Origin of the sequence: Rhizobacter sp., assembly GCA_019635355.1 — a bacterium.
GTDB lineage: Bacteria > Pseudomonadota > Gammaproteobacteria > Burkholderiales > Burkholderiaceae_C > Rhizobacter.
The window spans coordinates 2,242,983-2,260,497 of sequence record JAHBZQ010000001.1 but is presented as its reverse complement, the minus strand read 5'-3'; the positions used below and the strand labels follow the sequence as shown (position 1 = coordinate 2,260,497).

At 63.0% G+C, this 17,515-nt stretch carries 4 protein-coding genes; 2 read left to right on the top strand and 2 right to left on the bottom strand.

Annotated features, from left to right (window positions below; all coding sequences use genetic code 11):
- Positions 1–6: 6 nt before the first annotated feature.
- A complete protein-coding gene (locus KF892_10060; protein MBX3625345.1) occupies positions 7–408 on the bottom strand; it encodes a hypothetical protein in 402 nt (133 codons plus the stop codon).
- Positions 409–435: 27 nt separating this feature from the next.
- A complete protein-coding gene (locus KF892_10055) occupies positions 436–1,014 on the bottom strand; it encodes a hypothetical protein (GenBank protein ID MBX3625344.1) in 579 nt (192 codons plus the stop codon).
- A gap of 218 nt (positions 1,015–1,232) precedes the next feature.
- On the opposite strand from KF892_10055, the gene KF892_10050 reads away from it, so the two are divergent.
- Positions 1,233–16,976, top strand: coding sequence for a LysM peptidoglycan-binding domain-containing protein (locus KF892_10050; protein MBX3625343.1), 15,744 nt, complete (start codon positions 1,233–1,235; stop codon positions 16,974–16,976).
- Complete coding sequence (locus KF892_10045; GenBank protein MBX3625342.1) at positions 16,943–17,389, top strand: hypothetical protein; 447 nt, start codon at positions 16,943–16,945, stop codon at positions 17,387–17,389. The genes KF892_10050 and KF892_10045 overlap by 34 nt, the downstream gene beginning before the upstream one ends.
- The last annotated feature ends 126 nt before the right edge of the window (positions 17,390–17,515 follow it).

The window sequence follows — 17,515 nt, the reverse complement described above, 5'->3', positions numbered from 1 at the left end:
GCTGCGCTACAGATTCCCCTTGAGCAGAATCGCGCTCGCGTTGCTCACAGCTTCCGCGAGATGAGGGTCCGCCTCCATCTGCTCCTGGATCTGATCAACCATCTGGTAAAAGGCTGCGTCGTTCATGAGCGACTCACCGAGCTCAGCGAGAAGCATCGCTTCGAGGAAAGCACGAAACGCCTTGCGATGACGGTCTGGATCGTCGGTCGCGATGAGCTGAATGCGCTTCGCCAGCGCGCCCGCGACGTCGACAGACCCCGCTGCAGACGAGCCCGTCGAGTGCTGCTTCGTACCGGCGCTGGCTCGCCCTGCGGATGCCGTCTTGGACGCTGCACTCGCGTCCTTTAATGCGCTGAGTCTTTTCCGAAGAAGCTCTGTTAGCTGACCGGAGCGATCGATGCGAGTCATGGATAGATCAGAAAACCAGGTCTGTCTTCAATGAGCGGGCCCATCTTGCTGGTAATTTGACAGCAGGACGTGATGCGAGGCCTGTGCAGATTCCTCGTCATCTCGCTCGGCCGCTTTGCTGGTGTCACCTGTGTGTTGAGCGATTCGATCAAGCAACATCTGCATGTCGGTGTTCAGCGGCGGGTTGTCATGATTCAGTTTCATGCCTTCGCGTAAATGGTGCGCCGCTTCTTCGAATCGATCTGCGGCAAGTGCGGCCATTCCGGAGACGAAGCGGTGGAACGGGTTGGTGTCGGGCAGCTCCACGAGCGGTTGCCACGTGAGCATTGCCATGGACACGCGACCAGATGTGAACTGAAGCAAGCCGAGCTGGAACCGGGCCGTCTCGAATGCCGGTGCCAAGAGGACAGAGTTCGCGAAGGCCGCTTCAGCTTCCTCCATCTTGCCGCCCTGTGCGAGTTCCGCTGCGAGCAGAAAGTGAGGCAGCGGGTGATCCGGCAGATCGTGAATGGCCGTTCTCAATAGACGCATGGCGGTATCCATGTCGCCGGCACTGCTGGCTTGCATGGCTTGTTGAAGAACCGGCGGAAGTTGCGTGTTGGTCATGGTGAATGGCTTTCACAAAGCGATGGCGGGGTCGTATGCGTCTCTCGCTACGCGTCAGCTGCATATATCCCGCTTCTGCAGCAATTGTGTAGGGGAAGGCGGCGGTCACGCTAAACCGAACGAGTTTTCCGAGGATGTATTGAAAGTTCTCATGGGCAGTGGGCGCAGTGGTTCGCCCCCTCATGGCGCTTACTGGATAACCCTAAGGAAAGCTTCTCATGGTAGCGATCGTCGGCGGCAACAGCCTCGGTTTGACCTTGACCTCCCTCGCTGAGCTCGGCCGGAACGGCTCATTGGGAAGCGCTGCCAATGGCCGCAGCGGTGAGGGCGTATTCGTCAACGCAGCCAACGGCAACCTGGTGCTCCAGGACCAGGACGATCGTCTGGTGGGCCGCGGCCTGGAGGCTGTTGCCCTGCGGACTTACAACAGCCAGGGTTTGTTGAACGACGACAACGCCGACAACTGGTCCAACGGCTTTTTCGTGCAACCGTTGCGGCTGACCGGCGTGCGCAACGCCGCTGGCAGCACCCTGCTGCGCACCGACCGCGATGGTGCGCAAGCGCTTTATGTCTATGACATCGCTAGCGCCTCCTACGTCTCGAGCGACGGTGCCGGAGCCTTCGACACCATCACCTATGACGCCGCGGCCGACCAGTACGTCTGGACCGACGGCGACACTGGCGTGCGGGAGCGCTACGACGGCGGCATCGATGCCCGTCTGCGCTCTCGCACCGACACCGCAGGAAACACCGTCAGCTTCGCCTACACCAACGGGCTGCTCACAACCGTGACCACGGCCTCCGGCGAGGCCCTGCATTTCGACTACAACGGCTCGAATTTGTCGCAGGTGCGCACGGTCGACAGCAACGGCGTCACCGCTACCCGAACGCGCTACGAGTACGACACCGAAAACCGGCTTCGCCGGGTTACCACCGACCTGAGTCCCGAAGACAACTCGGTCATCGACGGCGACATCTACTTCACCGACTACACCTACGAAGGTGCCAGCCGGCGCGTCCACACCGTTACCCAGCGAGACGGCAGCAGCCTCACCTTCGATTACGTCGAGATCAACGGTCAATGGCGAATCGAGACCGTCACCGATGCGCTGGGCCACAGCACCGGGTTCGCTTACGGCACCAACGAGACCACGATCACCGATGCTCTCGGGCGCAGCACCGTGATGCGCTTTGACGCTGCCGGGCGCCTCGGCGAGGTCGAGGCTCCTGCCGTCGGCAACCAGAACCTGCGCACGACCTACGCCTACAACGCCAACGGCGACGTACGGCAGGTCATCGACGGCCTGGGCAACGCCGTGCACATGGAGTACGACACGCGCGGCAACCTGGTTCTGCAGCGGGACGCCGCCGGCAACACCGTCAGCCGCACCTACGATGCCCGCAACCACCTTCTCACCGAGACGGTCTACCTCATCCCCGACAGCGACGGCGATGGCCCGGCCCAGGCTTCACGGCCGCAGACCACGCGCTACGTGTATGACAGTGCAGCCAGCGGCCGCCTTCGCTTCGCCATCACTCCCGAGGGGCGCGTGACCGAACATCGCTACAACCCCCAGGGCGAACGCGAGGCGACCCTCACCTACTCCGGCGGAACCTACGCCGTCGGCTCACTCGGGGTGACTGACGTCCCCAGCCTCTCGGCTCTCGTCGGCTGGGTTGGCACGCAGGACATGACTCGCGCCACACGTGTCGACATGACCTATGACGACCGGGGCCAGTTGCGCTTCACCACCAGCTACGCTCGCGTGGACGAAGATGGAGAGGGAGTGCCCGGCATCTACGCGTCAATCGTCACGAGCGTCTACGACCGCGACGGATCGCTGCTCAGCACCACGCTGCCTGACGGCCAGAGCACGCACTACACCTATGACGGCCTGGGCCGCCTCGAAACGCAAACCGATGCGCGGCAGAACACCACGCTCTACTTCTACGACGACGCGAATGCGCGTACCGCCGTCACGCTGGTCAATGGCCTGGTCACCACCAGCGCCTACGACGCTGCCGGTCGCCTCTTTTCGGTGGTGCAAAGCTCCGTCGACGGTGACTTGGGTGAAACTCGCTACTTCTACGACGCCGCCAACCGACTGGCGATGACGGAAGATCCCACCGGCGTGCGCCAGTGGATGCTCTACGACGAGGCGGGCCGCAAGGTTGCCGACATCGATGCCGACGGCACGCTCGTCGAATACCGCTATGACGCGGCCAGCCAGCTAGTGGGCACCAAGGCGTACGCACGCCGTGTCGACATCTCCCTTCTTGTCACCGCAGGAGGCCAGCCGGCTCTGCCCAGCCTTGACGACATCCGGCTGCTGGATGCCGCGCACGACCGCAACAGCTGGCGGGTGTACGACTCGGCGGGCCGGCTCGCGGCGACGGTCGACGCCGCTGGCCTTGTGACACGGATCGAGTACGACGGCTCCTCGCGTGTCGTGGCCGAGCGGCAACATGCGCATCGGTTCCTGAATCTCGACGCGCAGCCAAGCCTGGCCGACATCGAGGTGGTGCCTGCGAGCGTCGATGATCGTGTGTCGCGCAAGTTCTACAGTGCCGACGGCCTGCTGGTGGCCGAACTGGACGCTGAACTCTATTTCACCGAATACCGCTACGACGCCGCCGGTCGATTGGCGCAGCAACTCCGCTACGCCTCGCCGATGGAGGGCCAGTTGGCTGATGCCCTCACCCCACCTGTGGTCGTGGACCTCGGCAATGAACCGACGGGAGGCGCCGCCTATGTGGTTCGCCAAGCCAGCGAAGTGGTGGCGGCGGGTCCGCTGCATGCGACCGAGCTTGCTGCCCGCTTCAACGCGCAGCGTGCCCTCGATCCTGTGGCTGCCGTCACCGACCTCGTCACCCTGATCCGTGCCGCCAATGGCGCCTTGCGCTTGGGCGGTTTCGACGGCATCGCACTGCTGCGCAGCTGGACGCTCGGCCTCGCAGCCAACGATCCCATCCGCGCCCCGCTTACGTCCCTCGGAGTAGTGTTTGCAGGCGACGGCAGCATGTCCGACGATCTGTACGTGGGTGACAGTGGCGCCAACGTACTGCTTGGTGACGGCGGCAACGACATCCTGGACGGCGGGGCCGGCAACGATGTGCTCGCCGGGCAGGGCGGCGACAACGTGCTGCTCGGCGGTGGCGGCAATGACGAGCTGTTTGGCGGTGGCGACCGTGACACGCTGGACGGTGGTGCCGGTGACGACCTGCTCCAAGGCGGAAATGGTGCTGACACCTACCACTTCGGCTACGGCAGCGGGCACGACTCCATCGTCAATTTCGACGAGGATGCGCAGGGGGTCAACGCCGACACCATCGTGCTCGGAGCGGGCATCACACTCGCCAATGTTCGATTCGAACGGGCGGGTACCAGCCTCGTCATCGCGCTGACCGAGAGTTCCGACCGGCTGTGGGTGGACGGCTATTTCGATGCCGGTGGCGCTACCAGCCAGACGGTCGAGAACATCCGCTTTGCGGATGGCACGACGCTCGGACACCCACAGGTTCTCGCCCGCACCTTGCTGGGCACCTCAGGCGACGACACCATATACGGCTCTGAGGGAGACGACACCATCCACGGTGGTGCAGGCGACGACCTGATCACTGGTGACGTAGGAAATGACAACCTGCTGGGCGGCGATGGTGTTGACGAGCTTCTGGGCTCCGCCGGCAACGACACCCTGCAGGGCGGGGCGGGCGCCGACTGGTTGTATGGCGACAGCGGCGACGATCTCCTCGACGGTGGCGTTGGCTCCGACGTGCTCTTCGGTGGGTCGGGTGCCGACACCTACGTCTTCGGCTTCGGCAGCGGGCACGACGCCATTTACAACTATGACGATGATGCCCAGGGGATCTCGGCCGATACCCTGCAGCTGGGCGCGGGCGTCACGGCCGCCAACGCGCGCTTCCTGCGAGAGGGCGACAACCTGATCATCGAGCTGGCCGGTGGAGCCGACCGACTGACCGTGTCTGGCTACTTTGCCGAGAACGGCACCACGTCGGCGACGCTCGAGACCATCCGCTTCCACGACGGCAGCACCCTCGGCCATGCTGGCGTGCTGGGCATGCTCATGGCCAACCCGCCGGGAGTTTCCGTCGAAGGGACACCGGGGGATGATCTTTTGGAGGGCGGAGCGGGCGATGACGGACTGTCAGGCGGCGCCGGCAACGACACCTATGTGTTCGGTCGCACCTCTGGTCGCGACTTCGTCGGGGCCTTTGATGAGTCGCCGACAAAGGTCGACGAAGTGCTGCTCAAGCCCGATGTCGCGCCGCAGGACGTCGTGCTTCGCCGCATCGACGACATGCTGATCTTGACGATCCGCAACAGCGCCGCAGTGCTGACGGTCGTCAATCACTTCGCCAGCAGCGCGGATCGGATCACCCAGATCCGCTTCGCCGACGGGACCATCTGGAACTCGTCGGCCATCGAGGCGCGGGTGACCCTTCCCTCCGATGAGGCCGATGAGATACGTGGAACCTCGGGTGCGGATCACGTCTCCGGCGGAGCAGGGAAAGACCTGCTGGTCGGGCTTGATGGCGATGACATCCTGGAAGGCGGCGCTGCGGGTGATGACCTTCGTGGTGACGGCGGCAACGACACTCTGGTCGGCGGCGCTGGTGGCGATGCCATGCAAGGCGGAGATGGCAACGACAGCCTGAACGGCGGCGAGGGCGCTGACCAGCTGGCTGGCGACGCGGGTGACGATGTGCTGGACGGTGGTGCCGGCGATGACTACCTCGACGGAGGCAGCGGAAACGACACCTACCTCTTTGGCCACGGCTCCGGACGCGATGTCATCAGCAATACCGATGCCGCAGTCGGCAAGCTCGACCGCATTGTCCTCGGTCAGGGGGTGACTCCCGCGCTGGTGCTCCTTGAGCGCCAGGGCGACGATTTGATGTTGCGCCTTCACGGTAACGCTGTCGACTCGCTGCGCATTCAGAACTACTACCGCAGCCCTCAAGACCGGATCGAGCAGATCGTCTTCGCGAACGGGCAGGTGTGGGACGCAGCGCAGATCGATGCTCAGGTGGCCTCGCCTTCTTCTGCTCCGATTCCGGTGGTCAGCGACACCAACCCCGTTCTGCCGGCAGGTGCCGGTGGTGCCAACCGCCTGGTGTTCCGCCGTGTAGGTGACGACCTGCAGGTGAGCGACCTGGATACGCAGACGACGACCACCGTGGCCGGCTGGTACGCCATCGGGCGAGATCGCGTCGACCTCGTGACCGGCTCCAGCGAAGCCGATGCCAGCGCGAACCAGTCGACACGCTACTTCTACGACGCACGGGGCCTGGTGATCGGCGAGCTCGACGCCGAGAACAGCCTCACCGAGACGGTCTACGACGGAAACGGCCGTGTCGCAATCGTCATCCGCTACAGCACGGAGATCACTGCTGCGGTTGATGCGTCGACCCGCTTGGACGATATCCGGCCTGCAATTGACACGCGGGCTCAGTACATCATCACGTTCTATGACGATCTTGGCCGCGTCCAATACCAGCAGAACATTGAAGGCACGACCACGCGCTTCCATTACGACGATGTCGGCAACCTCATCTCCACGGTCCGGGCATACAGCACGGATCAGGAGCGCACGCTCAATGTGCGCTACGACCGCCAGGGGCGCCTGACCGGCGAACTCTCGGCCGAAGGCGCTGTGCTGCTGGCGGCTGCGACGACGCAGCAGCAGATCAATCAGATCTGGAGCCAGCACGGCCTCACGCACGCGTACGACGCCGCAGGCCGCCGCTCCAGCACCACTGATGCCCTGGGCCGGCGCACGCTTTTCTTTTACACCGACGACGGTCAGCTGAGCCACACCGTCAATGCGTTGGGCGAAGTCGAAGAGCGCATCTACGACGGACTGAACCAGCTCGAGTCCACCATCCGTTACTCCGCGCGGCTGTCGGCCAGCGTCCTGGGTCAACTGGAGGGCGGGCGCGTCACCGCGGTTCTGCGCAATGCGCTGGCGGCACTTCGCAACCCGGTGCTCGACTCCGAAGTCTCCAACACGTACACGCGCCGCGGCGAGCTCGAGACCGTGACGGACGCGATGCGCAACGTCACCACGCAAACCTACAACGTGTTTGGCAACGCGGAGTCCACCCGCGTGCTGCACCAGGGCGAGATCGTCACCGACACCACCTACTACGACCGGCGCGGCTTGGCCGAGAGGACGGTGCGTGACGTGGGCGGCATCAACGCCGTGACCCAGTCCTTCTACGATGCATTCGGCCGTGTGGTGCGCAGCATCGACGCGAACGACGGTACGACCTATTTCAGCTATGACCGCGTGGGTCGCTTGGTTCAAACCATCGACGCATCGAACGCGCAACGCAGCACCACATACGACGCCTTCGGCCGCGTCTACCAGCAGTTTGACGCCTACGAGCGCGCGACCACCTACTTCTATAGCCTGGAGCAGCGCAGCGTGACCGTCGAGACGCCCGAGGGCATCACGACGAGCACCACGCGTACCCGCCACGGCGAGACCTACTCCGTCACCGACGGCAACCAGCAGACGACCGTCTACACCTACGATCGAAACGGCCAACTGCGCCGCGTCGACCGCCCCGACGGCAGCTGGACGGAGCAAGAGTTCGACCGCGCCGGCTTGCTGCGCGTTGCCACTGATGCCAATGGCAACGAGGTCCACTACGACTACGACGCGGCCAACCGCGTGCTGAGCGTGACGGTGGACCCCACTGACCTCGCGCTGACCACGAACTACCGCTACGACGCCAAGGGCCAGGCAGTGTGGACACAGGATCCGAACGGCGTGTGGACGCACGTGGAGTTCGACCTCAACGGCCGGGTGCGGCAGGTGACGGTCGACCCCTTGCTGGTGCCCGGCCCGGGCGATCAACTGCTGGCCAACGCCGACGGGCTGGCGCTGCGCACCTTGTATACCTACGACGAAGCCGGACGGCAGCTGACGGTCACCATGCCGAGCGGCTCGGTCACGCGCTACGAGTACGACGAGTTGGGCCGCCGCACGGTAGAGCGCGTGGATCCCGACGGCAGCCTGAACATCACCACCCGCTACAGCTACGACGACAAGGGAAATCTCGTCTCGGTGCTCGACGGCGCAGGGAACCGTACACGCTACGTTTACGACGCCACTGACCGGCGGATCTACAGCGTCGATGGCGCGGGTGGCATCACTCACACCGACTATGACGACGAAGGCCGCATCGCCCGCACCACGCGCTATGCGAACGCGATCGCGCCCAACGTTTTGGCGGCCTTGCCGATCAAGGCGTCCGAGCAGGACATTGCAGCACTGGTCGACGCCGAGCCTGGCCGCGATGCAGTCGAGGCACGCCGCTACGACGACGACGGCAGGCTGACCTTCAGCGTTGATGGCACCGGGGCCGTTGTCGAGTATCGATACGACAACAATGGCAACGTCACCGATCGCATCGCCTACATCAACCGGATCGATCTGGCGGCGTGGAGCGGTGGGTCTGATCCCCAGGTGAATGAAGAGCCGGGCCGCGATGCGCACACGCGGATGGCCTACGACGTGCTCAACCGCGTCACCTTCGTCACTGATGGCATGGGTGCGGTGACGCAGAACGTCTACGACGACAACGGCAACGTCAGCCGCCGAATCCAGTACGCCACCGCACGTACGGAGTACGAGGCGACGGTAGAGCAGTGGAGCACGACCACCGCCGTGGCGAACCACGGAGAAAACCGCGTCACCCGTTACGAATACGACGCCGCCAATCGCCAGACCTGGGCCACCGATGCCAATGGCAGCGCTGTTGAAACCAGCTACGACGACAACGGCAACGTGCGGCAGGTGCGGGCGTATGACCGCCGGGCCGTGGCCGGCACCGTGCGTGGCGGGGTCTATGAAACCGCGAATGACCGCGTCACGACATACCGCTATGACGAAGCCAACCGACTCGTGCGCACCGTCGATGCCGAGCGCTACGTCACCAAGGTCGACTACAACGAGCAAGAGCGCTCGGTCACGACCACGCGCTACTACAACCCGGAAGTCACTGCGGGGGTGTTGCCGGCTGCGGATGCGCAAGGGCGAGACCGCGTCTCCAAGGTCTTCCACGACCGCGGCGGCCGCGTGTCTTCCACCGAAGATGCCTTGGGCTTCGTGGAGTCTTACACGTACGACGGCCTGGGCAACAAGCTGAGCTTCACCAACAAGAAGGGCAGCACCTGGAACTACACCTACGATGCCGCCGGCCGTCTGGAGACCGAGGTCACACCGGAAGTCGCGCTCACTTTGCCGGGCCCCGGATCCGGGGGCGGCGCGGCCTTGGGGCCGAGCTACACGAGCGACGCCCGAATCGTCACCCGCCTCACCTACGATGGTCTGGGCAACTTGAGCTCGCGCACCGAAGCTTCTGGTTTCGTCGCTGAGCAGCGCACGACACGCTACGAATATGACGCGGTGGGTCGGCAGGTGCGAGTAATCTATCCCCCGGTGCGGGTCTACAACGAGCACCCGTCGCTCTTGGGCGCGAACGGCCAGAGCGGCTTGGCCGCTCCGGCGGAACTGCTGCGCAACGAGAACACCGGCAACGCGCTCACCTCGCAAACGTTCTACGACGCCCTGGGCAACGCCGTCGCAAATGTCGACGTGGCTGGGAATGCCAGCTACAAGGTCTACGACAAGGTGGGCCGCGTGCGCTATGACGTCGATGCAATGGGGTACGTCACCGGCTATGAACATGATGCCTTCGGTGACGTTCGATTCCTCACGCGATACAACGCCTCCACGCCGCTCGCCGACGATGTACCGACCAGTGCCGATCAGGCCATAACCGAAGACGAGGTCGCCGAGGCGCTCGGCACGGACCGCAGCAGAGACCGGACGGTCACGACCGTCTATGACAAGCTGGGCCGCACGCTGCGCGTCACCGAGTCGGCAGCGTTCGCATATGACCCGACTGCCAGCGGTGTCGCCATCTCCCACACGCAAGCCCGCAAAACCACCGAGAAGACCTACAACGCTTTTGGCGAAGTGGTGCAGCAGGCGGTGCTGGCCAACAGCGTCACCAACACCTGGTCAATCACCGCCTACTACTATGACCACCGTGGCCGCAATGTGGCCGAGGTGAATGCAGGGGGCTACCTGACGAGGCGCGGCTACGACGCGATGGGCAACCTCACGCAGCAGACCGAGTACGCCAACCCCGTGGCCAAGCCCACGCCCGGCAGCTGGCTGACCGACCCGGGTACCCCGGCGTCAAGCGCGCAGAACCGCAGCACCGAGTACCGCTACGACAAGCTCGACCGAAAGACGCACGATATCCGCAAGAGCGTGGTCTTCCACACGGCCGCTAGCACCACCGTAGGGGGCCAGGTCCTGCCGGCGCTTGAAAGTCACGAGGAAGACGTGACCACTGAATATGGGTACGACGCTGTGGGCAACCTCACCCGCACCACCGACAACACCGGTGCCAACACCTTCAGCTACTACGACGCGCTGGGGCGCGTGACGGCAGTGGCCGCGCCTGCGCGCACCAGCACCGAAAGCGGCCAGACCCTTTCCCCGCTCACCCTGTACCTGCGCGATGCCTTTGGCAATGTGGTGCAAAAGTCCGAGCTGGCCCTGGGCGCCGCGGCAGCACAAGAGTTCACTGGTGTGTCCCACACCGGCTCCACCCACGCCTACGTCAGCTACCCGAATGGCTTCTTTGGCCCTGTCGTCTACTACGGCGTCGGCACCCTCGGGGAAACCGGCTTCCCGATGCCGGTTTTCAGTGAGCAAGACCGGATCACCTACTACAAGTACGACCGCCTCGGCCACCTTGTGCAAACGACCGACGCCAACGGTCACAGCCAGTACAACTCGTACAACGAGCGCGGTGAACTTGCTAAGACCTGGCAGGGGGTGACTTCCGGCACGTCGACCGCAATGCCGGGGGCCAACAACGCTTCGCTGGTCATCGACAGCACGATCTTCACCGCCTACCAGTACGACAAGCTGGGTCGCATGACCCACAGCTTCACGCCATCGCCGGTGGAACTCTTGAACGAGGCCGCCACGTCGGGCAGTTCGGCCCCCGTTGTCACTCGGATGCTGCAGAGTACCGCGGGCGTCATCGATTCGGTGATGACGTACAACGCCTTCGGCGAGATGACGTCGAAAGGCATCGTCGACGGCGGGCCTGGCAGCGGCCAGCAAGAGCGCTTCGAATACGACAACGCGGGTCACCTGTGGCGCACCACGGCCGGCGACGGCGTCACCAAGGTCATCCTGTACGACGTGCAAGGGCGCATCACGTCCGTGATGACGCATTCCGGCGTGCCGGGTGCCCCGACGCTGGACGAGGCGCTGAGCGCCGAACAAGTTGACAATTGGACCCACACCCGCCGCACCGACTACGTCTACGACGAGATCGGTCACCTGCAACGGCAGATCGACCCATGGCGCGTGATCAACGAAGACGGTGTGAGCATCCGACCGCTCACCGCCAGCTTCAGCCTCACGCGCTCCGACACCATCCGAAGCGTGCCCATTGCCTGGGTGGACGGTGAGTTCTCCTCTGTCCCGACGGCATATGGAATGCGCTGGACCAGACAGACCCAAAACGAGGTCCAGCTCGGCTGGAGCGATTTGGCGCAACTCGGAAGCGGCGATGTTCGCGTCACCTTGCGCTACCAGTCCCAAAGCTACCAGTCTCCTGGCAACTTCACAGGCTACTTCGACGAGAACGGGAATCCGTACTATGACGGGCAAGTGGTCAACCACCCCAGCGTCGAGCTGACCTACACCTGGATCTTCACCAACGCGGCGGGCATCGGCGCCACCTTGCGATGGAATGACGAAGCCGCGTCGCCCCATGGCGGCATCAGCGCCATCAATGGCTTTGTGGTCGAGAAGAAGGATGCAAACGGCCAGTGGCATGAAGTCGTCAATCGCACGGCTTCGGGCGCCTATGGAAGCGTGATCGAAGTCGCCACGCAGAAAGACGGCGTGGCGGGTCAGACGGCTCTCAAGATCCGCCGCCAAGATTCCCCTGATACGCCTGAGAACTGGATCACCGTCGGCATCAACTTCGGCGATGCTTGGCGATTCGACTTGTCTCAACTTTCGAGCCCGTACGCCTACAAGGTGGTGCGAACCCCGCTCGATGGTTCTCCCGAGGAAACCCTGCGCACCGGCCTGATCTCTGGCGGGGTGGTCACCGACAGCGAGACCCTCAACCCGTGGGCACGACCCGTCACCCACGTGACCACGGATCGCTGGGGCAACGTGCTCACCCGCAGCGATGTGCGCAACGCGGACTGGGTCACCACGACAAGCTACAACAGCCTGAACCAGGTGATCGAGCAAGTTCAGCCAGTGGCCGACCTGGGTCAAGGTGCGCCGACCACGCGCATCTACTACGACTCGCTGGGCCGGCAGATCGGTGTGCGCGATGCCAACCTGAACCTGAACCTGAAGTACTACGACGAGGCTGGCAACCTGGCGGGCGAGCACCATGCCGACGGTGGTCGGGTGGAGTACAGCTACAACGCATTTGGCAACCGCGTGGCCCAGCGCGACGCCATTGCCGCCACACCCGATGCGAGCGTGGACGCCGCCACCCGGGCCAAACACGTCACGCGCTACACCTACGACAACATGGGCCGCATGCTGACCACCGTGCATGGCGCGGTCGACGTGTTCAGCAGCACTGGAATCCAGGAAGACGGTGCCGCCAGCGTGATGCTCAACTACCAGGGCTCGTTGAGCACTGTGGAACGCAACACCTACGACCAGGCTGGCCGCAAGATCAGCCAGACCAATGGCGCCGGGCAGACCACCCGCTATCGCTATGACCTCGCTGGCAACGTCATCGAAAGCGTCGATCCGCTTCTCTTCCACACGCGAACCTACTACGACCGCTTGGGTAAGAAGGCGTCCGAGATTGATGCCAACAACAGGTATGCGACCTGGCACTACGACTACTTCGGCAAGATCCGGTACCACGTCGACCTGGGAGGTGGCCAATACACCTACCACTACGACGACGGCCGGACTGGCCAACTGATGAGCTACGACATCAACCGCGGCAGCGCTGGCACGACGACCGTCAGCTACTCCTACGACGCGGCTGGGCAGCAGACCGGCATCTGGGACTCTGCCCTGAGCCAGCAGACCACCACCACATACGACCTCGCCGGCAACCACGTGCGCGAGACCGTGCGGCAGAACGGCTACTACAACGTCTATCAAGACAGCCACCTGGCCTACGATGCCCTTGGCCGCCTGCGTGACGTGAGCGACGGTCGTGTGCACATCGCGATGGAGTACGACCAGGTTGGCAACCGTACCCGCATCACGACGCACGCAAACGTCCTTCAGCCCAACACCAACAGTGCCGACACGTCCAAGGACGAGGACCGTTTCTTCACCTATGACAGCATGAATCGCCAGCGCATCGTCGACGGCATCGGCGTGCGGGACATGCAAGGCATTCTGCAGAAAGACTCGCGGGGCAACTATCAGGCTGCCATCTCCTTGACCCAAGGCAGCGAGATCACCTACGACGTCAACGGCAACCGCAAGACCGAGCGCAAGGGAGGAAATCGACTCACCTCCGTGCGAACTGTCGTGAGAGGTTTCTACGCTTACCGCGCCAGCGAATCCGAGGGTGGTGTCTCGATCGGGTGGCTGATGGGTGGCGGGGGTGAAGCGGGAAGCGAATACCGAGAGGTCTTTGCCGAAAGTGACATCGGCTACTCGGGCGGCCAGCCGTACATCATTTCACGCTCCGCCCCCGATGGACTGTTCTATATCAGTGGCGTGGAGGAGGGGCCCGCGTATTCAGATGTCACCGTCAACTCCATCAACGATGGCTATGTGGTCAACAGCTACACCTACGACGCGAAGAATCGACTCACGGTCATTGCGCAAGACGGCCTGGGCATCAACTTCAACTACTACGACGCGGCCGATCGACTCGTGCAGAACGGCCTGGGCCGCGCCATTGCCGGCTACGCTGACAGCAGACCGACTGCGACGCAGGCCCAGGTGGCGCTGATCAACACCACACGCACGACACCAGGTGCGGTACGTGGTGCCGGGCTGTCCGAAGAGACCACCCAGAACCTGTACGACGCCAATGGGCGCAACGTCCGCCAGCAGGTTCGCAGCCCGCGTGACGCCAAACCCTTCGACCGCGCCCGCGTCATCCTGAATGACTACGACAACGTCGGCAACGTCACTCACACCCACTACGACATCGTCAACGACTACCACATCGACTACTACTACAACTACAAGCGATTCGACTCCTACAAGATTGACTTCGTCAACGGCGTTGACAGCCGGGGCAACGAACGCAGCAGCACACTGGGTCGATTGCTGGGCGGTTTGGTGAGTAGCGCCCTGGGACTACCCGGGCTCGGTGAGTGGCTGGGCCACACCGGTCGCATCTTCAAAGGCATTGGTGGCTTCGAAGGGGGTACCGGCACCACCCAAAACTTTTACGACGCGAGCGGCAACCTCACTCGCACGACCTACACGCACGAGCAGGAACGCAACTACATCAACAACGCCGAGGGGCAATTGCTGTACGCCAACACCGCCGGCAGCGTGACCTACAACACCGGCAGCGTCCAACGAACCGTGATGGCCAATGGCGAGGTGCTTGGCTCGTACGGCGTCTCGCGCAATGAGCAGGTGGCTGACTTCAACTTCAGCTTCCGTGCCTTCAACGGCCAGCAAGGCGGCGTCAGCCGCTACGTCGTGCAAGCAGGCGACACCCTGCGCAGCATTGCATTCAAGGTCTACGGCGATGAGACGCTGTGGTACTGCATTGCCGATAGCAACGCGCTGGCGAGCGACGCCGACATCCAACCCGGGCAGGTGCTCAGCATCTCCGCTCAGATCGGCACCGTTCACAACAACGCAAAAACGTACACCCATTTCGACCAACGCCAGATCGGCGGTGACAGCGCCCCGCCGCTCGGCCCACCCGGTCAGGCCTGCGGCGGCAACGGCCAGATGATCGTGCAGGTGGTTGCGGTCGTTGTGTCGGTGGTGCTGGCCTACTTCACCGTCGGTGCGAGCCTCACGGTGACCAACGTGCTGCTGGCTGCGGCTGCGGCAGCCGGGGGCAACCTGGCAGGCCAGATGGTGGCCAGAGAGCTCGGCATGCAAAAGAGCATCAACTGGGAGTCGGTGGCCGTCTCGGGCATCGGCGGTGCGATCAGCTTTGGCCTGCCGGCCTTCAACATCGCTGGCAATGCCGTCTTGAGTGCTGCCGTGCGCGGCGCAGTTGCGAGCGCGATGACACAAGGCGTGGCCATTGCCATGGGCGTGCAGCAGAAGTTCAGCTGGACGAGCGTGGCGGTGGCGGCGGCCAATGCGGGGATTGGAGAGGGGCTGTCTGACAACGCCAGCGCAAGCAACGGTGAATTGATCAGCGCCAGCGTAGATCCCAACACTGGTGAAATGATGCCGCTCGGCAATGGACAGTATGCACGGGATGTTGGTACTGGCCCGCTGGCTGGCGTGGCGCGCGCGCAGCAGACCTTGCTGCGGGGGTTCGCCAGTACAGCCACGAATCTGGTACTCCGCGGCGGTCGGGTGTCGAATGAACAACTGGCAGCGGATGCGTTTGGTACTGTGCTGGGGGCGAGTTTTGCAGCTTTAAGCAGGCCAAAGACGCAAGGTGCTCCAGAGAACCCTGATCGCTTTAGGGCAGAGAACCTGGCCCGCATGAGGCGGCTGCTGGACGAAACTACGGGTGAAACCGGGGGACTGGTTTCGACGGCTGTGCAGCAGGCTAGTGGCAGTTCGAACGAAACGGCGGGGCCCATTGTCAGCACTAGCGATGCGTCAGATGCTCGACGCGCTCCTTATGGATCCAAGGAGCCGTGGCAGACCGTCGTTCGCAAGTACATCAACGAAGATGGAAATCCAACCACTTTGTTTGCCACTGGTGTAACGACCAGCGCACTTCGTCTGCCAAGGCTCGAGTCGATACCACTTCAAAGGACCCTCGTCGCTGAACAGGTGACGAGTTCCGGCGTAAATGACGGCGGCATTGATTGGGGCATGGCACTTGGCGGCGGGTACTACTTCTCGCAGCCCGCGGTGCCTGAAGGGCCTGCCCGTGCTCCCATGCCTTATGGCGAGCAGATGCGCCGAGCCGTTCCTGCGGCCGTTGATCTGATGGTCAAAGGACCAGCAAAAGGCCTGGTGAATGGTGCGCCGGAGTTCGTGACAAGCGTTATGAAGGGATTGGGCTACACCGGTGCGGTGTTGCGCGATGGGTTTGATGCGCTCCGGGGTGCGGAGTCTCGGAACTACTTAGGCCGTGCGATCAATGAGTGGGACGGGACGACAGGGCGAGTCCTCGAATACAGCAATGGTCTTCAACGGATGGGCGGCGTGCCAGGGGAGCTGGCAAGCCCTGCGGCATACGCGAAAGCCGCGCAGTTCACCGCGGGTGGTATTCGCGGGACTGCGACGTTCTTGCGGGAGACCGGTGGATTACCGGACTGGAACATCGGGCTGGCGTCGCCACAGGCGGGGGTGCTCTATTCGAATCCAATCCCTCTCAAGTTTGAGAAGATTGTTGGGCCTCAGCTTCCCTCTGGCGTTGGTGGTACAGGGGCCAACTATGACAAGGTGACAGGCCAAGGCTTATATGTACTCTTCGATGAGGCTGGCGCTTTGAAGTATGTAGGACGAGGGGACGCTCCGGCGCGGTTGGCTGTTCACGAAGCCTCGCTTGACAAGGGGGAGTTGGTTGGGCGCGTGTTGTGGACCAACAATCTATCGAAACCTCAAGCCAAAGGCCTGGAACAGGCTCTCATGGATCACTTTGGCGGGGCATTGCGTCAAAATCCGGGAAGTCCGTTGCTGAATCAGTTCCGGTCTTACCAACCTAGTAATCCGAATGCTCAGATGTATCGCGATGCAGTGACTGAAGATCTGTGGATCGCTACGATGAAGAAGATTGGCGGTTAACGATGACGAAGAGGCCTTCTGTCGAGTTGGGCGGCATATATGCGATTCCTGGCGGAGGGCACTATGCCTTTGCCAAAGTGATCTACATGTCGGAATACTTTAAGGATGTTCTTCTTGTCCGGATGTACGAAAGAGCGTTCCCATCAATAGATGTCCCTAGTTCTCTTGAGGACGTGCATTCGCGCGGTATCTATGCCGGAATCGATTCGGTGAAGAAAGGTGCGTGGGTGTTGGCCGGTTCTGCACCGGTGACTGATGCCGATCGAGCACTTACCCGCCGAGTAGTCGGAGGCGATGTTTGGGTTGAAGATGTTCATATCGGGCCAGCCTCTGACGAAGAGTTGCGCGCGCTTCCTAATATGGACGTCTATGGCTATCGATTGATAGAGAAGGCAGTGGCCCGTCTGGAGTAAGTTTGGACAGAGGCGGCGTCGGCATGGTGGTGCGCGGTGGAAGGTGTCGCATGTGCCCTCGACGCCAAAAAGCCCCCAGTAGCCGTTGCAGTTAGGGCGGCAAGGCCGCTGAAGCGATAGCGCCGC